At 65.8% G+C, this 24,491-nt stretch carries 18 protein-coding genes; 9 read left to right on the forward strand and 9 right to left on the reverse strand.

Annotation, left to right across the window (positions count from 1 at the left end; translation table 11 throughout):
- Positions 1 to 7: 7 nt before the first annotated feature.
- Positions 8 to 466: an adenylyltransferase/cytidyltransferase family protein gene (locus CXY82_RS08445; RefSeq protein WP_233199264.1), complete on the forward strand. Its 459-nt coding sequence runs from the start codon at positions 8 to 10 to the stop codon at positions 464 to 466.
- Between the two features lie 437 nt (positions 467 to 903).
- The gene (locus CXY82_RS08450) at positions 904 to 2,172 is read left to right on the forward strand and encodes a family 16 glycosylhydrolase (RefSeq protein WP_158252144.1); all 1,269 of its coding nucleotides are present in this window, start codon (positions 904 to 906) and stop codon (positions 2,170 to 2,172) included.
- 48 nt (positions 2,173 to 2,220) lie between these two features.
- Here CXY82_RS08450 and CXY82_RS08455 read toward each other — a convergent pair whose 3' ends face one another.
- The 3 genes from CXY82_RS08455 to CXY82_RS08465 form a co-directional block, all read right to left on the reverse strand.
- Positions 2,221 to 3,135, reverse strand: a complete 915-nt coding sequence (locus tag CXY82_RS08455; RefSeq protein WP_198411939.1) for a glycosyltransferase — start codon at positions 3,133 to 3,135, stop codon at positions 2,221 to 2,223.
- Between the two features lie 26 nt (positions 3,136 to 3,161).
- Positions 3,162 to 4,064 carry a glycosyltransferase family 2 protein gene (locus CXY82_RS08460; protein ID WP_233199265.1) on the reverse strand — a complete coding sequence of 301 codons (903 nt, stop codon included), beginning with the start codon at positions 4,062 to 4,064 and terminating at the stop codon, positions 3,162 to 3,164.
- 66 nt (positions 4,065 to 4,130) lie between these two features.
- The gene (locus CXY82_RS08465) at positions 4,131 to 5,396 is read right to left on the reverse strand and encodes an O-antigen ligase (RefSeq protein ID WP_158252145.1); all 1,266 of its coding nucleotides are present in this window, start codon (positions 5,394 to 5,396) and stop codon (positions 4,131 to 4,133) included.
- A 207-nt stretch (positions 5,397 to 5,603) separates the two neighbouring features.
- Here CXY82_RS08465 and CXY82_RS08470 point away from each other — a divergent pair, with 207 nt between their 5' ends.
- The 7 genes from CXY82_RS08470 to CXY82_RS08500 all read left to right on the forward strand — a co-directional run bounded on the left by CXY82_RS08470 (position 5,604) and on the right by CXY82_RS08500 (position 17,149).
- Positions 5,604 to 7,130, forward strand: a complete 1,527-nt coding sequence (locus tag CXY82_RS08470) for a hypothetical protein (RefSeq protein WP_104170531.1) — start codon at positions 5,604 to 5,606, stop codon at positions 7,128 to 7,130.
- Positions 7,127 to 7,894 carry a WecB/TagA/CpsF family glycosyltransferase gene (locus CXY82_RS08475; protein ID WP_104170532.1) on the forward strand — a complete coding sequence of 256 codons (768 nt, stop codon included), beginning with the start codon at positions 7,127 to 7,129 and terminating at the stop codon, positions 7,892 to 7,894. The genes CXY82_RS08470 and CXY82_RS08475 overlap by 4 nt, the downstream gene beginning before the upstream one ends.
- Before the next feature lie 68 nt (positions 7,895 to 7,962).
- Positions 7,963 to 9,414, forward strand: a complete 1,452-nt coding sequence (locus CXY82_RS08480; protein WP_158252146.1) for a polysaccharide biosynthesis C-terminal domain-containing protein — start codon at positions 7,963 to 7,965, stop codon at positions 9,412 to 9,414.
- A 297-nt stretch (positions 9,415 to 9,711) separates the two neighbouring features.
- Complete coding sequence (locus CXY82_RS08485) at positions 9,712 to 10,341, forward strand: hypothetical protein (protein ID WP_146069079.1); 630 nt, start codon at positions 9,712 to 9,714, stop codon at positions 10,339 to 10,341.
- Positions 10,342 to 10,374: 33 nt separating this feature from the next.
- The gene (locus CXY82_RS08490; protein WP_146069080.1) at positions 10,375 to 13,230 is read left to right on the forward strand and encodes a fibrinogen-like YCDxxxxGGGW domain-containing protein; all 2,856 of its coding nucleotides are present in this window, start codon (positions 10,375 to 10,377) and stop codon (positions 13,228 to 13,230) included.
- 167 nt (positions 13,231 to 13,397) lie between these two features.
- Positions 13,398 to 14,057 carry a CDP-alcohol phosphatidyltransferase family protein gene (locus CXY82_RS08495; protein WP_233199266.1) on the forward strand — a complete coding sequence of 220 codons (660 nt, stop codon included), beginning with the start codon at positions 13,398 to 13,400 and terminating at the stop codon, positions 14,055 to 14,057.
- Positions 14,058 to 14,170: 113 nt separating this feature from the next.
- Complete coding sequence (locus tag CXY82_RS08500; protein ID WP_134542882.1) at positions 14,171 to 17,149, forward strand: fibrinogen-like YCDxxxxGGGW domain-containing protein; 2,979 nt, start codon at positions 14,171 to 14,173, stop codon at positions 17,147 to 17,149.
- 66 nt (positions 17,150 to 17,215) lie between these two features.
- Here the strand turns inward: CXY82_RS08500 and pip are convergent, their stop codons facing one another.
- The 6 genes from pip to CXY82_RS08530 all read right to left on the reverse strand — a co-directional run bounded on the left by pip (position 17,216) and on the right by CXY82_RS08530 (position 24,375).
- Entirely contained in the window at positions 17,216 to 18,172 is a 957-nt protein-coding gene (pip, locus tag CXY82_RS08505) for a prolyl aminopeptidase (RefSeq protein ID WP_104170538.1), read from the reverse strand.
- 46 nt (positions 18,173 to 18,218) lie between these two features.
- Complete coding sequence (locus CXY82_RS08510) at positions 18,219 to 18,902, reverse strand: response regulator transcription factor (protein ID WP_104170539.1); 684 nt, start codon at positions 18,900 to 18,902, stop codon at positions 18,219 to 18,221.
- A complete protein-coding gene (locus CXY82_RS08515) occupies positions 18,899 to 20,176 on the reverse strand; it encodes a sensor histidine kinase (RefSeq protein WP_104170540.1) in 1,278 nt (425 codons plus the stop codon). Before CXY82_RS08515 ends, CXY82_RS08510 begins: the two co-directional genes overlap by 4 nt.
- A gap of 10 nt (positions 20,177 to 20,186) precedes the next feature.
- Positions 20,187 to 21,068, reverse strand: a complete 882-nt coding sequence (locus CXY82_RS08520; RefSeq protein ID WP_104170541.1) for an ABC transporter permease — start codon at positions 21,066 to 21,068, stop codon at positions 20,187 to 20,189.
- Positions 21,069 to 21,070: 2 nt separating this feature from the next.
- A complete protein-coding gene (locus tag CXY82_RS08525; protein WP_104170542.1) occupies positions 21,071 to 21,997 on the reverse strand; it encodes an ABC transporter ATP-binding protein in 927 nt (308 codons plus the stop codon).
- 200 nt (positions 21,998 to 22,197) lie between these two features.
- Positions 22,198 to 24,375 (reverse strand): acyl-CoA dehydrogenase, encoded by a 2,178-nt coding sequence (locus CXY82_RS08530; protein ID WP_104170562.1) that lies wholly within the window; start codon positions 24,373 to 24,375, stop codon positions 22,198 to 22,200.
- Between the last annotated feature and the right edge of the window lie 116 nt (positions 24,376 to 24,491).

Below are 24,491 nucleotides of genomic sequence, written 5' to 3' on the forward strand. Positions count from 1 at the left end.
ACAGCACGTGGGACCTCAACGAGTCGGCTATGCCGGTGGCGCGTACGACCTGTTCCACATCGGGCACCTGAACATCCTCAAGCACGCCAAGAGCCAGTGCGATTTCCTGATCGCAGGGGTCGTCACGGACGAGATTCTGGAGCTCACCAAGGGCAAGTCGCCGATCATCCCCTGCGCCGAGCGGATCGAGATCGTCCGCCACATCTCCTTCGTCGACCAGGTGGTAGAGGAAGACGTAGTCGACAAGCTGGCCGCGTGGCGTGCAACGCCGTTCGACGTCTACTTCAAGGGCGATGACTGGAAGGGCACCGAGCGCGCTCAGCACCTGGAGATCGAGTTCGCCAAAGTGGGCGTGGATGTCGAATATTTTCCCTACACCATGGCAACCTCCAGCACCCTCCTCCGGCGCGCGCTGGAGCAGCTTACGGAACCGAGCGTGCGCACGCGAACCGGCGGATCCAGCTGAGGCGTGTTTCCTCATTTGTGCAGCGACCGGAGTTGCACAGGACAGCTTTTTCGACTTCCCAAAACACGCGGAACTCGCAATTTTTCAACTGGGCGAACCTGTGAGTACCCCGGTAATAATCACCAGGATTAGGGCGCGCTGAGCAGAGCTGAAAATCTTTCACGAGAGCATACAGCACCCGGCGACGAGTGCACTGTTCACGCAGGCCCTGCACAGTACGCCACTCGACGATAAGTACACATGTCCGCACGGCGTCATGCCGATCCGCGGCCGGGAGATCCATGTCACTAGATAGACCAGCACGCTCGAAAAAATTGAGCGCGCGCCATGGACTCGGTAACCGGAGAGTCTTCTTCGCTGTAGCGACGGCGGCGATGGTCAGCCTCGGAGGAGTGAGTCTCACGGCAACAGCCGCCCAAGCGGGAACGATTTCTGTCGTGAACGGTAATTTCTCGTCGGGCACCACCGGCTGGGAAGGCGGGAAGAATACCAGCCTCACACCGACCGCGGCCGGCCGAAACGGGACTGCCGGCACCCGGATGTCGAACGCGTCCAGTACCGCCGCAACAGTGACACTCAACGACAGGGTGAACTCGGCATCCGGCCTGATTGTGGGTCATACCTACCAGGCCACTGCGTGGGTTCGGACAGAAGATGCCGGCCAGGCAGTCATTCTGCGGCTACTCGAGGAGGACTCCTCGTTAACGGTCGTCAACAGCGAGCAGTCGTACCAGTGGCGCTCAGACACCGCGTGGAAACAGATCACCACCTCTTACACGGCTACGCGGACATCCACCTCGCTGGACGTGAACGTCGTCGGCTCCCGACTGGCCCCCGGAGGCGCCGTCGTCGTCGACGACGTGACTCTGGTCGATACCACCGCTACTCCGCCTACCCCTGCTCCGGCTCCTGCTCCAGCCCCGACGCCGGTGGCCGCGCCTGCCGGCTGGAGCCTGGCCTGGGCAGACGAGTTCAACGGCACTGCGATCAATCGTGATGCCTGGAATGTCGACAACAACTCGACCTATGGCGACGGAAACAACGAACTCGCTTGTCTGATGGACCGACCGGAGAACGTGAAGGTTTCCGGCGGCCTGCTGACGGTCACCGCCCGCAAGGAAGCCACTCCCATCAAGTGCAAGGACAACGACACGCGGTTCCCCAACGGTCGTTCTTATACCTCCGGCATGCTGACCACCAAGAACAAGGTGGACTTCGAATACGGCCGATTCGAGATCAGCGCCAAGACGCCACTCGCCCAGGGCACCTCCAAGGGACTATGGCCGGCATTCTGGCTGCGCCCGACGACCGGCGGCATCGGCGAACTCGACATCCTCGAGGCCATCGGCACAGGCAAGGGTGACGCCTTCAGCGCCAACCATGTCGTCCAGACCATCCACTACGACTATGTGGGAACGCATTCCAAACAGGGCACCGGCTACGACCTTCCGGTCGGCACCACCGCCGACGGGTTCCACAACTACGCCGTCGAGTGGGCGCCCGGATCCATCACGTGGTTCGTGGACGGCGTGAAGACGTATGAGCGAAGCCTGTCCACAACCTCGTGGATCGACCAAGCTTTCGTCAACGAGTTCTACATCCGGCTCAACCTGGCCGTCGGTGGAAATTGGCCCGGATCACCGACCGCAGAGACCGTGTTCCCTGCGGCTTTCGAGGTCGACTACGTGCGGGTCTACCAGCGCTGACCACAGCAGCCTGAGTATCGTGCCTCAGCCCTCACCGGACAACGTCCGTTAGGGCTGAGGCACGGTAGCACCCGATTCGTCGGTTCTTCTCATCGCCCGCACCGCCTTGCACCGCCCGGCGAGCCGACGCATCAGGATGCGCCGGTCCCACGGCGGCAGGTCGGCGATCGCAACCTCAAAGCGCGCCGCGAAGTCGGCCAGCGTCCGTTCGACCTCCTGATGTCCGACAGTGGCGTCGAAGCCGAGGGTCACGAGCCGGCTGAACGGGCGGCCAAGCAACGTCGAGCTTAATTGCCCGAATGCCTCGGCGACGCTCTGATCGGTCCAGGACGCGTGCCTCCATTCCAGAGACGAGGTCACCTGATGCGGATGCATCCGGTAGAGCAGGGTGGGCCTCGCGAGTCGCCGGATTCCGATTCCTTCGATGGCCAGACGGAGCCAGAGGTCGTAGTCCTCGGCAGGTACCTGCCGGTAACCGCCCACTCGAACGAGAGCAGCCCGTTTTGCGAAGAGGGTCGGATGCGACACCGGATTCGTCATCAGCAAGTGGTAGGGAAACGCACGAGCGCTGATGGGCAAGGGAGCTGCCGGACTCACTCGTCGACTGTCCGGACGCCATTCGAGGACGGTCGTGAAGTTCACCGCCGCACCCGGGCTGATCGCTCGGCGCTGGTAGCCGAACCGGCCGGTCAGTGTGACGTCATCGGCATCCATTCGGGCGATGAATTCGCTGTCCGTACGATCGATAAGCGCATTGAGCGCGGTGGCGACACCCACGGGGTCGGGCGAGGTGATCACGCGAACGGACGGGGATTCGAATGACCGCAGCAGCGTCGGCGTGGAGTCTGTACTTCCGTCATCGAAGATGACCAGTTCAGCATCTGCGGGCAACGCCCGGCGCGTCGACGTCACCGCCCGGGCTATCGTGCGCTCGCCATTCCGTACCGGAAGGATGACGCTCAAGCGTGGCATCGTCGCTCACTCGCCGTTCACAGTCCTCGGCCACGCCGGTTCACGGCGCTGACGAGCGCGCTCGCGGGCACCAGACGCGCGGCAATTGCCATAGCGGCGTACGCACGCAACTGGGAGCGGTCGTGCCGGATCGTGCTTCGTGCCCATCGAAAGGCCTCGGCACGCCTGCCGAGAGCCGCCAGCGCGAACGCGATCTGGCCCTCGATCCGAGCGGATCCGACAGCGCTTCCAGAAAACTCCGGATGCTTCTGCAAAAGATACGTGAGTCCGTCCGCGATGCCCCGCCACTTGCCGTCGAAGAACGATGTTCGATTCCAGTGCACGATGACCAGCGGCTCTGGCACCCCGAGGATGTGCCCGACCCGGGCGGCACGAAGGAGGAAATCGTAGTCTTCGCCGTAGGATGCCGGCAGCTCTTCATCGATCAACCCGATCCGCTCCACGACGTCAGACCGGCGCATCAGGAACGAGGAGGGGTGGATCTCCGTCGTGCGAGAACGAAGGAGATCCGCGAACTCCGTGCGTTGTGGCGGCAACCGGTCCAGCATCCGACCGGAAGTGGCGATCCGGATGCCGGTCGCGACGAGGACCGCAGCGGGGTCGCGCCTCCAGGCCTCGATCTGAGTGCGAAGCTTCGCGGGCAGCCATTCGTCATCATCGTCGCAGAAGGCGATGAGATCGCCCGTTGCTGATTGGATCCCGGTGTTCCGGCCGCCGGCGAGTCCGGGGGTCCGCGAGTTCGGGACGGTCCGAACCTGCCGACGTGTTGCGGGGACGTCGATGTCGTCCATCGGGTCGAGCGCCGTTTGGTCGAAGACGACCGTCAGGTCGATCTGGCCGAGGTAATCCTGGTCGAGGATTGAGCGCACGGCCAACCGCAGAAGTTCCGGCCGGCCCCGCGTCGCTATGATGACGCTCACGCTCGGAGCTTCCGCACTTTCCGCCATCGGGTTCCATCTCTATTTTCTGTGAACACCGCGCCGGACCTACTTCTCCTGTGACAGGGCCTCAGGTAGCCGTCCGGTCGGCTCGGCATCTTCTTCAGGACGCAAGGCCACCGCTGCCGCCAGCATCGCCACCATGAGTCCTGCGGTCATAATGCCGTAATACAGCGATTCCACAAGGGTGAGGAGCAGCACGGTGTTGCACGCCAGGCCGACGGGATCCCGCTCCCTGACCGACCGGAAGTATGCCCACGCCAGCCATCCCATGAAAAGCGCGGCTCCCGGGAAGCCGTGGGAGAACATCACCATCCAGAACTGGCCCTGAGTGCCGACGGATGGCGCACCGGTTGTTTCGGAGGGCCGAGGCGACCCGTAGCCGAAGACAGGCTGCTCCAGTGTCCTCTCGAACGCCTCGATGTACAGGCTCGCGCGGTCCTCGGTCGACGAGCTGCTTTCAACCCGCTCGGTGAGTCTCTCCGCGATCGGAAGCGTCACCAGGGCAACCGACGCGAGCACTGCGATCCCGACAACTGTGAGAATCGCGCGGACGTTTCCCTGCAGGACCGAACGGATGAGAATGTACGCGAGCGCCACACCCAGCCCAATGAACATCCCGCGGTTCAGAGTGAGGAAGGCGGGCACGAAGGAAAGCGGAACCACCGGCAGTAGCCACCAGAATCGGCGCTCCCGCCGAACCAAGGCCAGGTACGCTATCACCATCGGGGTGAGCACCGAGTACGCGTTTCCCCAGCCGTTGGTATAGAGGAACGGGGCGCTGGGGCGAGGATCGAGCTGTAACCACGAGTTCGGGTTGTACTGGGTCGCTCGGCGCACGACCATCTCTTGAATGAGGTCGTTCGTAGTGAGCCACTGCGGCAGCACGGCCAAGAGCGGCGTGTTGATGGAGAACAGTGGCCAGAGCACCCCGAGGTAACCGCCCGCCACGACGACGAGCCAAAAGATCGTCAGGACGCCCAGCACGTATCGCGGTGTGAGCGTGACACGGGCGTTGTACACGTATAGGAATGCCACGGTAACGGTGAGGTAGAGCAGCGCGCGGTAAATGAACCCGATCATGCGGCCTTCGGTGTCAATGCCGATGACGGAGCAAACCATCCACAGCAGGAAGAGCAGCCAGATACCGAAACCCCGGGGTATCCGGATCCGCCCATGCCTGTTGAGCAGCAGCAGCATGACCCCCGCGAGGAGGATCCACACTGCCTCGCCCGGCCCGAGCACCCACCAGAGCGGGAACAGGACGAACATCACCGTGAGCGGCCACCTCGGCAACTCGCGAGGCGTGCTCATCCGCTTCTCTGGATGCGCGACAGCAGAGTCCCAACTGGGCGCCCGGCCGCGATCGCCCACAGCTGCCAACCATGAGCGCATCGGTCCACCCTCTTTTTGGGGGATGGGCCCAAAAATGAATACCCATCACTTTTTCGGAGATCACATTACTATGCGTGCAACCGAGCCAATCGGCTTGCGTATCGGCCGAAGTTGGGTGTGCACAGTATGTCGCAAAAGTCGGATGCCGCTACCCTGGGGTTGGACTACTACGGCTTCGTCCTTCGACGCCAATGGCTGGTAGTCCTCGCCGCAACCGTGCTCGGTGGCCTGGCCGCCCTCGGGTTCTACACAGTGTCTCCATCGCCTGTGAAGGCGACGGCCGTGATCAACCTCAGCGTCATCTCAACGGACCCGTTCGACACCTCCAAGCAAGCATCCAGTCTCCTTGACGGCACGACCGAGACCCAGATCGCGACCTCTTACGCCGTGGCACAGGTTGCTGCGAAGGAGTTGGGGGCCGGCACTGTGCCGGATGAGGTACGTCGCCGTCTGAGCGTGGACTCCGAAACCGGCGCGTCGATCGTGCATATCATCTACGCCGCGCCGAGGAGCGAGGACGCACGAGCGGGAGCGGATGCCGTTGCCGCGTCCTACCTGGCCTATCGGACCTCCCGGGCACAAGCGAAGCTGGACTCCATCCTGGAGGGTGTGGAGAAGCGCCGCACCGTCCTGGGCGCCCAACTCGCCGATGCGAACGCACGCATCAGTGAAGCCGCTGCCGGCACCCTGGCCGCCAACCAGGCGGCCAGCGACCGCGACCTGGTCACCATCGAGCTCAACGCCCTTCTGACTCAGAAGGGGGCTCTGGAGCAGGTCGATACCAAGGGCGGCGATGTAATTACCGAAGCCGCTCGCAACGACGTCGTTGTCCAGCCGACCCTGCTTCAATTGCTGCTCATCGGTCTCCTCGCCGGCGGCATACTCGGCGTCGTAGTGGCATTCGTGGCCAATCGTTTCGACCACCGGTTGCGAAACGCCAACGAGGTCCGCAGGGTCACGGAGGCCCCTGTCCTTGCCGACATCCACTCCGTTGAGGCGTCGATCCCACACGACGAGGCCACCCTCGAGTTGCTTCGTGCGGCGCGCGAGCGCATCTTCGCAGACCTTCAGGAGGACGCCCAGGTCATTGCCATCGTCGATGACACGCCCGCCGACCTGTGCGCCGATATTCCGGTGAACCTTGCCCTCGTCACGGCCTCTGGAGGGGTGGCCACCACGCTCATCCTGCCCAACGCATCGCCTTACCTCAAGCGCGTGCTGGGCGCGAGCCTTGAGCTGACTGATCCCCTCCCCGATGATTCCGGCGAGGTCTGCAGGTCCAAACGTGTCCCCGACCTCACGGTTTCTTTCCCCTCACGCCTTGGACGGGCCGTCGGACCACTCCATGCCGGAGAACTCTGCTTCGTCGTGATCGGAAAAGCCGCATCTCCATCCAGTGCCCTCGCCGCTCTGCGGCTCTCCGACGCTCTCATCCTCGTCGCGGTCAAGCACCGAACCCGTGCCAACGACGCCGAGCAGATCCTTGACGAAGCTTCGCGGCTCGGCATCGACTTCTTGGGCACGATCGCCGTACCGCCCAACCGGATCTCGTGCACGACGGTTGGCCCCCCGGGGGCACCGAGGCCCGCTGCGGCGAGGTCAGCTGCCTCCCGCTTCAACTTGAAAACGCTGTATGCGCGGTCGTTGCCATGACCACCATCCAGTTCGACCACGTACGGGTACTCGATGTGCCGGTGCATCGACTGACCAGCGACCAGGTCGTCGAGACGATCATGGAGTGGACTTCCCTCCCCGGCTCCCGGGTCGCGGTCGGCGTCAACGCTGCCGTATGCAACCTTGCGGCCGAGGACAGGACCTTCAGGACCGTGCTGATACGGGCTGACCTGCTCTACCCGGACGGCCAATCAATCGTGTGGGCGGCCAGGCTTCTGGGTGTTGGGCTTCCCGAGCGCATCGCCACCACCGACCTGGTCAACCCGCTCGCGGCGGTCTCGGCGCAGCGGGGCAAGAGAATATTCCTCTACGGGAGCGCGCCGGGCGTGGCGGAACGCGCCGCTGCCCGCCTCCGCGCATCAGCTCCCGGGCTTCTCATCGATGGCCACGACGGGTACACGGCCCCAGACCAGATGCGGCACGTCATCGACCAGATCAAGGCGTTCTCGCCGGATATCCTCTTCGTCGGCTTGGGTGACCCGCTACAGCAACACTGGATCGACGCGCATCGGCACCAGCTGAATGTTCCCGTGATCCTGACGTGCGGCGGTCTCTTCGACTGGACAAGCGGCGACAACCGGCGTGCCCCGCGCTGGATGCTCTCATCAGGCTTCGAATGGCTGTGGCGCCTGATGCTCGAACCGGGACGGCTCGCATCCCGTTACCTTATCGGCAATCCGGTATTCCTCTTCCGGCTAGCAAGACAGATTGTGCGCAGGCAGGCGCAGGCCACACGCTCGTGAGCGGTGCGAAGACAGTGGTAGCCGACAACAGCTCGCGGAAGTTGGCGAGGGAAGGCGCTGCCGGCTTTTTGGGCGCAGCAACGAGCGCCATCATGGGCTTCTTCCTGATCGTGGTCCTGGCTCGCGTGCTGGGGGATGCCGGGTCGGGGGTTGTCCTGCAGGCCATGGCGGTCTTCACGATCGTGCTGAGTCTGGCCCGCGCGGGCATGGATTCTGTTGCCGTGTGGATCATGCCCCGCCTCAGCGCCTCCGATCCGTCGCGGATTCGTGGCAGCCTTGCCCTGATGTTTCTGGTCACCGCCGTGTCCGGCACCATTTTCGCGACCGCCACGATCGCGCTTGCCCCTGCGTTTGCCTTGTCGGGAGACCGCCACGCCACCGATGTCGCTCGGGCTGTCGCCGCGGCAGGTTGGTTCCTGCCCGCAGGAGCGTTGTTGCTTCTGGCCCTAGCCGCGACCAGGGGGCTGGGAGGCATCCTTCCCTACGTCAGCGTAGGAAACATCGCTTTGCCCACGGTGCGCCCCCTCACCGTCTGGCTCGTGGCGACCGCTGGCGGATCCCTGGTTGCGGTGACCGTGGCCTGGGCAGCGCCGGTGGTCATCGCGCTCGTCGCGGCTCTTGTCGTGCTGCGCGTTCAAGTGCGCCGTCACGAAAGCGTCCTGGACGTGCGCGGCGCGTGGCGCGTGGACCCGGTCCTCCGCACGAGCATCCTGACCTACGCACTGCCCCGGGCACTGTCCGCAGGACTTGAACAGTCGATCATCTGGCTGGGCATCATCATTGTCGGGTTCCTGGCCGGGTCGGCGTCCGCAGGCATCTACGGCGGTGCCAGCCGCTTCATCGCGGCGGGACTCATTGTCGACACGGCGCTTCGGATGGTGGTGTCGACAAGATTCAGCGCGCTATTGTTCGCCAAGAAGATCACCGAAGTCGAAGATCTGTATCGAACCGCCGCCATCTGGCTCGTGCTATTCAGCACGCCGGTCTACTTGGTCCTCGCCATGTTCGCACCGGTTGTGCTCCGTTGGCTGGGGCCGGGGTTCGAGGAGGGTTCCGGCGCGCTAGTCATCCTGAGCATCGGTGCCGTGTTGACGTTCACCGCGGGCAACATCCACTCGGTGCTTCTCATGAGCGGCCGCAGCGGCTGGGCGCTCTTCAACAAAGTGGTCGTCCTCGTCGTCAACGTCGTGGGCAACCTGATACTCGTGCCGCTCATCGGCATCAATGGCGCCGCGATCTCGTGGGCGCTGAGCATGTTGGCAGACGCTTTGCTGGCAGCCGTCGAGGTACGCCGCTTCCTCGGTATCCGGATCTGGGCGCCGACTATCGCCTATGCTCTCGTCGTTCCCATCGTCGCCTTCGGGACTCCCGCCGTGGCACTGCGCCTGACGCTGGGCGACACGATGCCAGCCCTGATACTCACCGTGGTGATCGGTGCCGTGTGCTTCACCGTCTGGTGCGCGCTTGATCGCAAGCGACTGCGCCTCGATGATCTGGCTCGATTGACCCGGCGCGCGTGACGTGATCGAAAGAATCACCCGCACGGGGCCCAACGATTGTGGGCATCGGGGTATCCTATCCAGCAAAAGTGACGAAGTATCAAGTCTTTGCACGCTGACCTCCGCACCTGTGAACCCGATACCGGAGATGACCTGTGAAGCAGTGACGTCACCCGATGACGGGCGCCGAACCTCGGCGCCACTAACAATACACATCGAAGGCGGGGGCCTGCGGGAATGATAAAGCAGCCGGATGAACGCACTGCGGCACGCACGCGACGGCGCTTCCTGAGCAAGCGGATGCTCGGATTCGCCGTAGTGGCCGCCGTTGCGCTCAGTGCGACCACCTATTTCGCCGCGCTCGCATCCCCTGAAAAAGACAGCGAAGGAGCCCAACCGCGAACATCGAGCAAATCCGTCGCGGCGGGCACTACGCGCGCACGAAGCGCGCCCGTGGTGCCGGCCGCCCCAGACTCGGGTCCCACCGTGCCCGAAGCCCCGGGTCAGAGCAACAAGCCCGACGTGCCCACCCCCCTCTCACCTGCACAGGCCAACGCCGCAGCCAAGAAGTTCCTCGACTCCTCGATTGCGGTAGATCCGGCCGCTCCCGACTCGAACGTGGGGCTGGGCGACGCGGCATCCGGAGCCATCCTCTTGGAGGTCGAGAACGACACGCAGGAACTGGAAGCCAACGGCTGGACGCGTCAGGGGGTGGCAACCATAGAAGCGCTGACAATTGTCAGCTCAGATTCATCGACCGACCCCGCAACGGTGGTTGCGCAGGCCTGCGTCGACTCCAGCAAAGTCATGACGCTGGACCACAGCGGCAAACGCGTCGGTGATTCCGGCAGCGTCATCCAGCGCGCCCTGAACATCTACACGCTGCAATACATCGCCGGCGCCTGGAAAGTCGTCGCCCGAACGTTCCCGGACAATCCAACCTGCTGAGTGAATGGCCCCGCAGCCCTAGAGGAGTATCCCGTGGCATCCAAACGGAACAGGTTTCGTCTTTCGCTCATAAGTCTGTGCGCGGCCCTGTCGGCCGTCGTGCTCTCTATCGGCGGCTTAGCACCAGCGGCTTCCGCCGCCGAGACGCCCATCCCCGCGCCGGACGGCATGTCTGCAGTCACCGCTGCAGCATCGTGCTGGGAAGTCAAACAGCAGAACCCCACCACGCCGAGCGGCAAGTACTGGCTCGTCACTCCGGAGCTAGGTGCCCCTGAACAGTTCTACTGCGACCAGACGACCGCGGGAGGCGGCTGGGTTCTAATCGGACGTGGTCGCGAAGACTGGTCCGATTCCACGGAGGGCCGCGGGACGCCTGCGGATGTTTCCGGCACAGTGAGCGGAACCGCTGCGTTCTCCCCCCGCCAGCTATCGACGAAGGTCATCACAGGCCTCGCGAATGGCCGGTCCATCAGCTCACTGGGCAAGAACATCATGCTGCGACGTGCGACGAACACGTCAGGAACGTCGTGGCAGGACTCGACCTTCAGCTTCTCATCGCCCCGCAACGAATGGGCGTGGGCCTTCAACAACGAGCAGCGCGTGGCCTCCTGGACCATCGGATCCATCAGCGGCACCGGTGGACACACCAGCTCGTTCGGCTCCGGAACCGGCCTCAACCGGATCGAAACCTTTGCGGACGCCTCTCATGGAAACTGGTTGAACGGTTTCGGCTTCGGCTCATCAACAGGTGGTTCGACGGCTTCATCCAGTTACCTGTGGGCACCCAGCTCAACCGCGGGATATGCGCGGCCCTTCACCCAGGTGTTCCTTCGCCCCCAGTTCCGAAGTTCCGACATCTTCGCCGCCATCTCTGATTCGGGCACACCGAAACGGGAGATCGCCCCCGTTGCCGAGAGCTTCGCCCTTCCGACCGTCTGGGGCGTCGCCGGCCTCGGCGCCGGCCCCTCCACGAAAGAGGGAAGCAACGAGGTCTCGGCATTCGCCGAGGGCAATGGCCTGGTCTACGTCGGCGGAAACTTCACCAGAGTGCAGCGTACCTCCAGCGGGACCGGTCAAGTCGCCCAGGCCTACCTGGCTGCCTTCAATGCTCAAACCGGAGAGTGGGTCTCCACCTTCCGGCCCACGTTCGACAACCAGGTGAAGTCACTCGCGGTGCTCCCCGACGGAAGAGTCGCCGCCGGGGGCTATTTCGCCACAGTCAACGGCAGATCCTCCCCGGGTTTCGTCGTGCTCAATCCCGCTACAGGTGCCACCGACACGAGCTTCACGACGGGCGTTGTCAACACCCTGTCCGGCGGCGTCCCCGCGGTCCGGAGCCTGGACGTCCAAGGCAGCTGGCTCTACCTCGGCGGCGAGTTCACGCACCTGGCGAGCGGGTCCACGCAGCTGTACGCCAGGTCGGCAGGTCGGGTGTCCGTGTCGACCGGAGCCCCCGCCAGCTGGAATCCAGAGTTCAACGGAACCGTCGTGTCGCTGGACGCATCCAGCCGGGGCGACCGGGTTTACTACGCCGGATACTTCACCTCTTCTCGCGGGACCAGCGCCGCCAAGGGAGCCGCGATCACCACAGACACCGCATCGGTGGTTCCGTGGACGATCAACTTCGCAAACGCCACGGCCAACTACCAACAGGCTGTCAAGGAGGTGGGCAACCGGGTGTGGATCGGCGGAGCCCAGCACATGCTCTTCAGCTACGATCGCGCGAACATGGCCGAACTGAGCACCAACATCACCAAGTCCGGCGGCGACTTCCAGGCGATCTCCTCCGACGGCACCACCGTGTACGGAGGATGCCACTGCTTCCACACGGTCTACGTGGGTGCGCGGACCTGGTCGAACGTCGGGACGGCGTGGACGCAGGCTGCGAAGATCAACTCGCTGGGCGGGTGGGACAGCACCACCGGCGCATACACGGCCCAATTCAGCCCCACTCTGAGCCAGCGGAACGGCGCCGGCGCCTGGGCGCTGTTCAACGACTCGACCGGTGTCACCTGGGCCGGCGGCGACTTCACCGCTTCCGTCAGGTCGGGTTGGGTCAGGCAGTGGGCCGGAGGGTTCGTGCGCTTCGCCCGCAACGACACCACGGCGCCCACGGCGCCGTTCTCGCTCACCGCATCCGCGGGGAGCACCGGGGTGACCCTGAACTGGGCCGGTTCTTCGGACAACCGGGGGAGTGTCACCTACGAGGTCCTGCGGAACGACCGCGTCGTCGCGGCCACAATGAACCGATCGGTGACCCTGCCGTCCGCCCTGTCCACCACGAAGTATTTCGTGCGCGCTACGGACTTGAGTGGCAACCGGTCCGCGAGCACTGCCGCCGTGACCGCCGGGTCAGGGACCGCAGAGCCCCCACCGCCCGCCGTAGGCAGCACGCTGGTCGCAACCGCATCGACGTGGTCGTATCACTTCAACGCCACAGCACCGCCCAGCACCTGGAACACGACCGGGTTCGACTCGTCGGGCTGGTCGACCGGGGCAGCACCGCTGGGCTGGGGACAGTCCCAGCTGGGAACGACGCTGACCGCGGCCGACCCAAAGCCACTCACGTCCTACCACCGCAAGTCGTTCACGATCGCCGACGTCTCGACGCTGGGGTCGGTTGCCCTGACCACGCGCGCCGATGACGGCATCATCGTCTACGTCAACGGCGTTGAGGTGCTGCGCAGGAACCTCGACCCCGGACCGGTGACAGCTGGGACGTACGCCAACACCGCCGTATCTGCTTCGGCAGCAGTCACCAACCCCGTCACCGTCACCGTTCCCGGTTCATCCTTCGTATCCGGAATGAACATCATCGCCGCCGAAGTCCACTCCAATTACCGTGCGACATCAAGCCACAGCTTCGAATTGTCAGCAGTGACTCAATGAACAAGCCGGGCTATACAGGTGGAATGAAAGCAACAGTTACAGCGCAGGAGCGCGACGCAGGCTGGTCTCGGCCCGGCCGCAACCGACTACGCCGTTATCACGAAGCATTCACCGGCCTGGACCGCGCCCAGAAACCCGGGAACGGTGTGCCTGCATACACTCGCTGGGTGAATCGGCGCCTCGGGCGCTACGCGGCAGCAACAGCCTATGCGTATCACTGGACGCCGAACGCCGTCACAGCGCTCAGCGCCACCTTCTCCCTCGCGGCGATCATGCTCCTGATGCTGGTTGACCCCCAGCCGTGGCTGGGCGTTGCCGTTGCGGCCCTGCTCGCAACCGGGTACCTCCTTGATTCCGCGGATGGCCAAGTGGCCCGCCTGCAGCGAGCGGGCAGTCCGGCCGGAGAGTGGCTGGACCACGTGGTGGACGCCCTGCGAACCCCCGCAATCCACCTGGCGGTGCTGGTCGGGTTGTGGAATCAGGACCAGCCATCCTGGGTGCTCGCGGTAGCACTGGGCTATTGCCTTGTCAGCGTGGTTGAGTTCATGAGCCAGATCCTTGCCGAGCAACTGGTCAAGCAGCACCCTGTGCCCACGCCCACGGCGGGAACGGCCCGGTCGTTCCTCCTGCTGCCCACCGATACTGGAACCTTTTGCTGGACCTTCCTCGGGTGGGGCTTCCCTCCTCTGTTCATCATCGTTTACACCGCAATGTTCGCCACAAACCTGGTGCACACCTTGATTTCGATGCGGCGCAAGTACGTGAAGCTGAGGCAGCTGGGACAAGCCCCCCGCACCGCCGGCAACAATTCGTCCCGAACTCCCTGACGCTCGAGCATCCGGCGCTGAGCAGACCCCCTGGGGGGCTTATCAAGGTTCGACAACCGGGCTAGCCTGCGCGTATTGCTGATTCTTGCTCATGTTGTGCGTCTCGCAACCGGGTGCTGTCGGCGTCCGAATTTGTCCCTGTCACCCGAATTGCAGGAGATCACCCGGTGAATTCGCCACAATCGCCGCGCCGCGGCTTGCCCACGCATTCCAGCCCACGCGTTGACCCATCGAACGGGCAGCGTTCCTCCTCCCGGCTGGTCGGCGCTCGCCGCTCGATGGCCCGACGGCTGGGCATTCTCGCCGCAGCAGGGCTGGTTGCGGCTTCGCTCCTGACGCCGGTGAGCGCCGGCGCTGCGGTGGCCTCCCCCGACGGGCTCTCGCAGGCCACAGCGGCTGCGTCGTGCTGGGAGATCAAGCAATTGACGCCGGCAGCCCCCAGCGGCGTGTACTGGCTGAACACCCCCAAGCTGGGATCAGCCGCGCAGTTCCACTGCGACCAGGACACCGATGGTGGCGGTTGGGTGCTGGTCGGCCGGGGCAGGGATGGTTGGTCCGAGGCCAATGAGGGACAGGGAACGACGGCTGAGGTTCGCGGCTCGGTGACCGGCCAGGCGGCGTTCGCACCCCGGCAGCTCTCGACCGGAGTGATCGGAGCGCTCCTCAATGGACAGCCGGTGAAATCGCTGCCAGACGGCATTCGACTGCGTCGCGCCGCCAACCTCGACGGCACGGCGTGGCAGGAAAGCAGATTCACGTTCTCCTCACCGCGCGATGAGTGGTCGTGGATGTTCAACAATGAGCAACGGGTTGCCGTCTGGCGGATCGGCTCCTCCTCGGGCTCCGGCGGGCAGACCAGCGCCTTCGGCGCGGGGAACCAGCTGGACCGCATCGAAACGGTGACCGGAGCCAATCAGGGGTGGAAGGCCGGGTTCGGGTATGGGACCGGCGCGCGCGGGTCGGCCGATCCGGCCAGTTACATGTGGGCGCCCAGCAGCACCGCGGGGAACCCTCGGCCCTTTACGCAGGTCTACCTTCGCCCGCAGATGATGAGTTCCACGATCTACAGCGCCATTCCCGACACCGGGACGGCCAAGTCCGAAAAGCCGGGCTCCGCTGAGAGCTTCGCTTTGCCGACGGGGTGGGGAGTCAGCGGACTCGGCGCAGGACCCAACACGGTGGAGGGCAGCGTCGAGGTGTCGGCATTCGCTGAAGGGAACGGGGTCGTCTATGTCGGCGGCAACTTCCTCACTGTGCAGAAGACGGCCGCGGGCGGCAGCCAGGTCGCACAGTCCTACCTGGCGGCTTTCGACGTGCGGACCGGAGAATTCATTACGTCGTTCCGACCGACCTTCGACAAGCAAATCAAGGCGCTGGCAGTGCTTCCCGACGGTCGGGTCGCGGCCGGTGGTTTCTTCACTCAGGTCAACGGAGCGCCCCGGGCCGGGTTGGTCGTCCTCAACCCCACGACCGGCGCCACTGACACGACCTTTACGACGACGATCACCAACAGCCTGAGCGGAGGGGTGCCGATCGTCCGCGCCCTGGACGTGCAGGACTCGTGGCTCTACGTCGGCGGCACGTTCACCCACATGACCGGCGGGTCTGTCACGAGTCCGGTCTACGTTCGAGCTGGAGGCCGCGTTTCGGTCACGAATGGTACTCCCGACCGCACCTGGAATCCTGAATTTAACGGCTCGGTGATCGCACTGGATGCATCGCCGAAAAAAGACCGAGTCTATTTCGCGGGCTACTTCACCGCTTCGAAGACGACGCCAGCCGACAAGGGAGCGGCGCTGAGCGCAGTCGACACGTCAGTCATCCCCTGGACGATCGACCACTCCAGCACCGCCAACTACCAGCAGGCGGTCAAGGAAGTCGGCGAGAAAGTGTGGATCGGCGGATCCGAGCACAATCTGTACAGCTACGACCGGGCGGGAATGACCGAAACAAGCACCAACATCGGCAAGTCGGGCGGTGACTTCCAGGCGATCTCCAGTGACGGGACGACGGTTTACGCCGGCTGCCACTGCTTCTACACGAACTATTCCGGTGCCCGGCGGTGGCCATCGATCGGCACGGACTGGACCCAGGCCACGAAGATCAGCAGCGCTGGAGCATGGGACAACGCCACCGGCAAGCCCGCGACGCAGTTCAGCCCGATCGTCAGCCAGCGCGCCGGCGCCGGCGCATGGGCGCTGTTCAACGATTCGACCGGTGTCACCTGGTTCGGTGGTGACTATTCCGCATCGGTCAGGTCAACCTTGGCCAAGCAGTGGTCGGGCGGTTTTGTGCGCTTCGCTCACAACGACACGCAGGCTCCGAGTACTCCCTCCGGTTTGTCGGTGACGCCCTCCAGCACGGGCGACGTGCTGAAATGGACTGGCTCCACGGATAACCGAGGTGCGGTGTCCTACCAGGTGCTGCGTCACGACCGAGTGGTCGCGACGACGGGAGCCGGCACGGTGACCTTGCCCGCAGCGGATGCGGGAACGAAGTACTTCGTGCGGGCAGCCGACGGCACCGGGAACTGGTCGGCCAGCACGCCTGCCGCCGTGGTCGCTGCCCCGGCCGAGCCGCAGCCGGAGCAGGTGACATTCGTCAACACCGGTGCGACCTGGGCCTACTCGTTCAGCCAAACGGCTCCTCCGGCCGGTTGGCAAGCGCCGGGGTACGACGCATCCACGTGGTCGACCGGTGCAGCACCGCTCGGTTGGGGCCATGCTCAATTGGGCACGACCCTTACTTCCCCCGAACCCAGGCCGCTCACGTCGTTTTACCGCAAATCCTTCAACGTTGCCGACGTGACGAAAGTGGCGATGATGACGCTGACCACGCGTGCTGACGACGGCATCGTCGTCTACGTCAACGGCGTGGAAGTGCTGCGTAGGAACATCAACGCCGGCGCGGTGACATCGACGACCTACGCCAATATGGCGGTATCTGCGACCAGCGCGGTCGCCAATCCGGTTACAGTCAGCGTTCCCGGGTCGGCTTTCACAACCGGAGCCAACGTCATCGCGGTGGAGGTGCACTCCAACTACCGGTCGACTCCCAGCCACAGCTTCGAATTGTCGGCAGTGAGTCAGTAAGTCAGTGTGCCCAACACAAAGTAGCCCAGATTCGCAGGGTGTTGGACCTCGTTCGTCGCGCCGGCCTCAGGCCGCGAAGCGGTCCGTCGCCTCGATGATCGCGTCCAGGTTGCCCGGCTCGTCGAAGGAGTGACCGGCATCCGGGATCAGCCTGAAATCGGCCTCTGGCCAGTTCTGGTGCAGCTCCCAGGCGGTGAACGCGGGGGTGCACATGTCATAGCGGCCCTGCACGATGACGCCGGGAATGTCTTTCAGCCGGTCCGCGTCGCGGATCAGCTGGTTCGGCTCGAACCAGCCCGAGTTGGTGAAGTAGTGGTTCTCGATCCGGGCGAAGGCCACCGCGAACGCCGGCTCGGTGAAACGCGCGATCGTGTCGGGTTGCTGCAGCAGCGTGATGGTCGAGGACTCCCAGGTGGACCAGGCCACGCCGGCCCGCTCGCGCACGTACTGGTCGGGGTCGTGCAGCAGGCGCTTGTAGGCCTTGATCAGGTGGCCGCGCTCCTCCACCGGAACCGGGGCGATGAAGCTCTCCCAGAGGTCCGGGTAGATCGCCGACGCGCCGCCCTCGTAGAACCAGTCGAGTTCCATCGGGCGCAGCGTGAAAATGCCCCGCAACACGAGTTCGGTGACCCGGTCCGGGTGCGTCTCGGCATAGGCCAGGCTGAGGGTGCTGCCCCAGGACCCGCCGCAGACCAGCCAGCGCTCGATGCCGAGGTGCTCGCGCAGTTTCTCCAGGTCGGCAACGAGATGCCAGGTGGTGTTGGTGCTGAGGTCGGCGTCCGCCGCGCTCGCGTGCGGCGTGCTCTGGCCGCAGCCGCGCTGGTCGAGAAGGATGATGCGGTACTTGTCCGGGTCGAAGACGCGGCGTTGCTTCGGACTCGACCCGCCGCCCGGTCCGCCGTGCAGGTAGACGGCCGGCTTGCCGTCCGGGTTGCCGGATGCCTCCCAGTAGATGGTCTGCCCGTCACCGACCTCGAGAAGTCCGGTTTCATAGGGTTCGATCTCGGGATAGAAGGTGCGCATACCCCCGAGCCTATTCGCCGGGTGCACCGGCGCAGAATCGGGCCGGTCACGGAGTGACGAGGCCGAGCCGGTGGGCGAGGATGACGACCTGCACTCGGTCACGCAGCTCGAGCTTGGCCAGGATGCGTCCGACGTGGCTCTTGACGGTGGACTCGGACAGGAAGAACCGGTCGGCGAGCTCGGGGTTCGACAACCCCTCTGCGACCGCGAGGAAGACCTCGTGCTCCCGCTCGGTGAGCAGGCCGATCCGGCCGGCGTCGGCATCCGCTTCGGCCTCGCCGGCCCCCGGATCGACCCCCGGGAGCTTGGATCCGAACAGGTCCAGCATGCGCCGGGTCACCCGCGCCGAAACGGAGGCGTCGCCCGAGGCCACGGCCCGGACGGCTGCGGCAAGTTCACTGGGCTGGGCGTCTTTCAGCAGGAACCCCCGCGCGCCCGCGCGGAGGCCACCGAAGGCGTACTCGTCGAGGTCGAAGGTGGTGAGGATGATGATCCGGCTGTCAGGGCACGCGGTGGTGATCTGCCGGGTGGCCTCGATGCCATCGATCCCGGGCATCCGCACATCCATCAGGATGACGTCGGGATGCAGGTCGGCGGCGAGTGCGATCGCCGCGGCGCCGTCGCCGGCCTCGGCCACCACGGTGAAATCGTCCTCGGCCTCGAGCACCATCCGGAAGCCCGTGCGCAGCAGCGTCTGGTCGTCGACGAGCAAAATCCGGATCGGCGTCATGCCCGTTCCCCCGTCTCGTCGACCGTCATCGTCGCGCGCACCTGCCAGCCGCCGCCGGGACGGCACCCGGCCACGAGGGTGCCGTCGTAGAGCGCGACGCGCTCACGCAGCCCGATGATGCCCCGCCCGGCAGCCGACGACGGCAATGTGGCCGACGCGTTCCGGCCGTCGTCGGCGATGACCACTTCGAGCCGCCCCGGCACCCGGGTCAGTCGCACGGTCACCGCGGTCGGATGCGCCGAATACCGCAGCGCGTTGGTCAGCGATTCCTGCACGATCCGGTAGACCGTCAACTGCAGACCCTGGCTCCCGGGAATGCGCCCGGTGAGTTCCAGCCGGGCGGGCAGTCCGGCGGCGCGGAACGATTCGACCAGGTCGACGAGCTGGTCGGCGCCGGGTTGGGGCCGGAGGGGGACATCCGTCCCCTCGGGGTCGCCCTGCTCCTGAGGACCCTCACTCAGCACGCCGAGCAGCCGGCGCATCTCGGACATCGAGCCGCGGCCGGTCCGGGACACCTCGCGCAGCGCAGCGCGCGAACGTTCCGGGTCTTTGACAAGCAGCGCGTCGGCGCCGTCGGCGAGCGCGACCATGACCGAGAGGCTGTGCGCGATGATGTCGTGCATTTCCCGGGCGATGCGCCCGCGTTCGGTGATGCGGGCGAGCTGGGCCTGCTGGTCGCGCTCTCGGGCCAGCTGTGCGGCCAGTTCGACCAGCGCGGCCACATAACGCTTGCGATCGCCGACCGTGACGCCGATCAGGGTGGCCGCGAGCATGAGGACCGCGGGTTGGGAGGCGACCGCAAGCCAGGATGCGTAGCTGCTCGCGCCCAGAAAAGCACCCAGGGCGCCGATGCCGATCGCCACGGCGAGGCCGAACCAGGCGCTTCGCACGCCACGGTAGACCGCGGCGGTGTAGAGCGCGATCAGCACGGGCAGGGTGTCGCCCTGGCCGGGGAAAGCGACGACCAGTCCTGCGCAGGTCACCCCGAGCACGAGAAGCGGGGCATGCCGCCGGACCAGCAGTGCGGCCGTGATGACCATCACCACCGCGGCGGTGATGATGGCCTGCGGCGGCAGTCCGGGCCCGGCCTGCCGTGTCAGGTCGATCAGGAAGACGACGGCCATCGGCACGAAATAGGCGCTCGCGACCAGCGCATCGCTGAGCCACGGATGCCGCGCCCAGAACCGCCCGGCCACCCCCGGCGGTGTCGGCAGACGCAGTTCGCCCTCGGTCGGCACAAGCGGCCGACCGAGGGCGAGGAGTGATTCGGTCATTCAGAGGACTCTACGCGTCCCTCCGCTTCAACACCACAGCGGCACCGACCAAGCTGACCGCGAGCCAGCCGAGCACCACCAGCAGGTTGACCCACCATTCGATCGGCACCGGGCTGAACGACATCAACCCGAACATGTTGATGCCCGCGTTCGACACCAGATACGGCAGCACCGCGGCGGCCCACGGGGCAGCGATCACCTGGAACACCATCGGGAGCAACAGCACGATGCCGAGCACGACCGCGATGCCGCCGGCCCCGCTGCGCACGATGGTGCCGATGCCGAGGGCGAAGACCGCGATCAGGGCCAGGTAGAGCGCACCGCCGAGTACCGGCAGGAACACGGCTGGATCCGCGATGCTGACGCCCAAGCCCTGCCGGGAAAGCACCAGCGACGCCACCAGATAGGAACCGAGGTTGGCGGCCAGCCCAACCACGAAGGTCGTGACGAACAGCACGGCGGCCTTCGCCGCGAGGGCGGGCAGCCGCCGCGGCACCGCTGTCAACGTGGACCGAATCATGCCGGTGGAGTATTCGCCGCTGATGGTCAGCGCGCCGAGGACGGCCACGATGAGTTGGCCGAAGAACACCCCGAATGTCGCGGTCTGGGCGATGAAGGTCGCCTGGTCGGCCGCGGGGATCATCGAGGCGTCCGCACCCTGCAGGTCGAGCGTCGAGGACATGACCGCCGCGAGGGCGAGCGAGACCAATACGAGCAGGGCGTACGACCAGGCGGTCGAGCGCACGCTGCGCAGCTTGATCCACTCCGACCGCAGCAGGCCCGCCGCGCTCAGGTCGTGCACAGCGGATGCGGCGCCGGGCACGGTGCCGTCCGCGGCCGGGGAGGAGGAAGCAGCGGGCGCGGGCGTCTTGGTCGCGGTTGTCTCGGTCATCGTCATGCCTCCTGCAGTTGCGCGGAGCCGCTGGCGCGGTACTCCACCTCGTCTTGGGTCAGGGCCAGGTAAGCCTCTTCCAGTGACGCGCTCACGCCGGTCAGCTCGTGCAGCACGATGCCGGCGGCGGCTGCCTGTTCGCCGATGTCACCGGCCGAAATACCGGCTACCTCGAGCAGGTCCGGCTCTCCGGTGGTGACGGTGACGTCGGGCTGGGCGAGCAGGGCCGCGAGCTGGGCGGACTGAGGGGTGCGCACGCGCACCCGGTGCGTGCCGGCCATGCCGATAATCTCGGAGACCGGGGCATTCACGATCACCTTTCCCCGGCCCAGCATGATCAGGTGGTCGGCCGTGAGAGCCATTTCGCTCATCATGTGCGAGGACAGCAGCACGGTGCGGCCCTCCGCGGCGAGGTGCCGCATCAGCTGGCGCACCCACTGCACACCCTCGGGGTCGAGCCCGTTGACGGGCTCGTCGAGAATCAGCACCGCAGGGTCGCCGAGCAGCGCCGCTGCGATGCCGAGGCGCTGGCCCATGCCGAGGGAGAAGCCGCCGACGCGCGTGCGGGCGACGGCTCCAATCCCGGTGAGCTCGATCACCTCGTCGACCCGGGCGGCCGGGATGCCGTGGGTGGCCGCCAGGGCCAGCAGGTGGTTGCGGGCCGAGCGGCCGGTGTGCACGGCCCTCGCGTCGAGCAGCACGCCCACCTCGCACAGCGGCGCCCGGTGCTCGCTGTAATGCTTGCCGTTGACCGTGACCGAGCCGGCGGTCGGCCGGTCCAGTCCGACGATCATGCGCATGATGGTGCTCTTGCCGGCGCCGTTCGGACCCAGCAGGCCGGTCACCTTGCCGGGCTGCACGGTGAAGTCGATCGCGTCGACCGCGGTCTTGCCGCCGTGCCGTTTGGTCAGGGACTGTGCCTGAATCATCCGTCTCCTCGTTGTACATCGGTGGGGCCGGTCTCACCGTGTGAAATCGGCCCGTCATCGACGTTACGGGGGACGGATGCTGCACGCATCGGCCCAGCGGACGCTTGTGCGCCCGCCGGCCTCGTACCTGGGTACGACACGAGGGTGCCCGTTCCGGTAGAGAGCGGCCGGCGGAACGGGCACTCTCCACCGGATCGGGGCTACCTCTTGGCGGGAGCCTTCTCGGCGCGGGGAGCGGTGCCGTTGGAACGCTGGGTTTGGTAGTAGTCCCTGGCCTCGTTCTGGCGCTCCTGCTCGGCACCGCTGGCGATTGCCGACCGGAGGTGGTCCTGGCTGTAACCGAAGGCGTCGACCAGGTCGACGGCGTGGGGGCGGAGCCGGGCGATGATGCGGTCGATGTAGGCCGTGACCGACTGTGCCCGCTTGGCCGACAGGCGCCCGTGGATCAGGTACCAGGCCAGGTGCTTCTCCACCAGCCCGAGGCCGAACAGGTCGCGCAGCCAGGTCAGGACCTGCTTCGTGCCGGCGTCTTCGGCGGTCTCGACCGCCCGGGTGAACGCCTCCCACTGCAGCAGCTCGCCGTGCGAACGGGCCGCCTCGATCAGCTGGTCCTGGTTGGCGTTGAAGAGGGCCGCGGCATCCTTCGGTGCCAGCTTGCCGGCCGAGCGGAGCTTGCCCGCGATCTCGGCGATCATGGTTTCGACCCGGTCGGTGAGCAGCTCCCGCTGCACCGCGGTGTCGCGGAGGTGGCCCACGGAGCGAGCGGTGGAGCCGAAGTCGGAGACCGCCTGGCCCAGGGTGCGGAGCCCGGTACCGTGGTAGGCGCGGCCGGCAGCTTGCTGCACGACGTAGCGGGCGAGCACGCCCGGGCCGGCTGAGGCGAACTTGCGGCTGTAGTCGGTGAGCAGACGCTTCGCGACGAGCTGCAGGAGCACGTTGTTGTCGCCCTCGAAGGTGGCGAAGACGTCCAGGTCGGCGCGCAGGCCGACCAGCCGGTTCTCGGCCAGGAATCCGGCGCCGCCGCAGGCTTCGCGGGCCTCCTGCAGGGTGTCGAGAGCGTGCCAGGTCGAGAGCGGCTTGAGGGCGGCGGCGAGGGTTTCGAGGTCTTGCCGGTCGGCATCCGTGTCGGCCTGGCCGCTGAAGACCTGATCGAACTTGACCAGGAACTCGTCGTGGGCGAACGTGTGCGCGTAGGTCGTGGCCAGGCGCGGCAGCAGACGGCGCTGGTGGCGCTGGTAGTCGAGGATGACCTCCTCGTCGGTGTCGCTACCGGCGTTGAACTGGCGGCGCTGGCTGCCGTAGGTGATGGCGATCGTGAGGGCCATCGCCGAAGCCTGGGTGGCGGCGCCGTCGAGCGAGACGCGGCCCTGCACGAGGGTGCCGAGCATGGTGAAAAAGCGGCGGCCGGGGCTGGAGATCGGGCTGGTGTAGGTCCCGTCCTCGGCGACGTCGCCATAGCGGTTGAGCAGGTTTTCGCGGGGGATGCGCACCCCGTCGAAGTGGAGCCGCCCGTTGTCGATGCCGTTGAGGCCGCCCTTGAGGCCGTCGTCCTCGCCACCGATGCCGGGGAGGAAATCCCCGGCCTCGTCGCGGATCGGCACCCAGAATGCGTGCACTCCATGGTTGACGCCCGCGGTGATCAGCTGGGCGAAGAGAACGGCGGCGATGCCGTCTTTCGCGGCGTTTCCGAGGTAGTCCTTCCACGCCGCGCGGAACGGGGTGTCGATAACGAATTCCTGCGTGGCAGGGTCGTAGGTCGAAGTCGTGCCGATGGCCGCGACATCCGAGCCGTGTCCGGTCTCGGTCATCGCGAAGACGCCCGGGACCTGCATGGTCATGATGCCCGGCAGGTAGGCGTCGTGGTGCTTCTTGGTGCCGAGGTGCAGCACGGCCGCGCCGAACAGACCCCACTGCACGCCCGCCTTGATCTGCAGGCTGGGGTCGGCGGTGACGAGTTCCTCGAACCCGGCGATGTTTCCGCCGTGGTCGTCGGCGCCGCCCAGGTGCGTCGGGAACGCGCGGTGCACGTGCCCGTTCTCGGCCAGGATCAGGAGCTGGCCCAGCACGCGTTCGCGGTGCTCGGCCATGGATTGACCCTCGATGCGCTGCAGTTCGGGCTTGGCCGTGAGCTCGCGCGCCCGCAGGCGCACGTCGGCCCAGGTGCCGAGCAGCTGCCGGTGCAGCGACTCGATGTTGACCGTGGGGGCACCGGCCTGGCCGGCGATCATGACGGGGCCGGTGTCGACGCCGGGCGCCACGGGGGGCGTGACGGCGACAGTCGTGGCCAGGGTCGCGTCCGTCTTCTTGTCCGTCTTGGCGCGGGTCTTCTCCGTCTTGGCGGGGGTAGTGCTGTTGGAGCGCTGAGCAGTGTCAACCATCATTGGTCCTTCGTCTTCGCGCGAACTCGAAATTTTCTTACACGCTAGGCGGCTCTCACGAAGCAGGGAAATAGTGCGTGACGGGCCTACAACGAAGGAGGCTCCGCCCGGCATTC

It is taken from the genome of Cryobacterium sp. M23 (assembly GCF_002929655.1).
GTDB lineage: Bacteria > Actinomycetota > Actinomycetes > Actinomycetales > Microbacteriaceae > Cryobacterium > Cryobacterium sandaracinum.

Coding starts and splice junctions, on each gene's coding strand:
- CXY82_RS08510 (WP_104170539.1), bottom strand. CDS start 18,902: ATGACGCCGATCCGGATTTTGCTCGTCGACGACCAGACGCTGCTGCGC.
- CXY82_RS08470 (WP_104170531.1), top strand. CDS start 5,604: ATGTCGCAAAAGTCGGATGCCGCTACCCTGGGGTTGGACTACTACGGC.
- CXY82_RS08465 (WP_158252145.1), bottom strand. CDS start 5,396: ATGAGCACGCCTCGCGAGTTGCCGAGGTGGCCGCTCACGGTGATGTTC.
- pip (WP_104170538.1), bottom strand. CDS start 18,172: ATGCGCACCTTCTATCCCGAGATCGAACCCTATGAAACCGGACTTCTC.
- CXY82_RS08515 (WP_104170540.1), bottom strand. CDS start 20,176: ATGACCGAATCACTCCTCGCCCTCGGTCGGCCGCTTGTGCCGACCGAG.
- CXY82_RS08520 (WP_104170541.1), bottom strand. CDS start 21,068: ATGACCGAGACAACCGCGACCAAGACGCCCGCGCCCGCTGCTTCCTCC.
- CXY82_RS08525 (WP_104170542.1), bottom strand. CDS start 21,997: ATGATTCAGGCACAGTCCCTGACCAAACGGCACGGCGGCAAGACCGCG.
- CXY82_RS08475 (WP_104170532.1), top strand. CDS start 7,127: ATGACCACCATCCAGTTCGACCACGTACGGGTACTCGATGTGCCGGTG.
- CXY82_RS08530 (WP_104170562.1), bottom strand. CDS start 24,375: ATGGTTGACACTGCTCAGCGCTCCAACAGCACTACCCCCGCCAAGACG.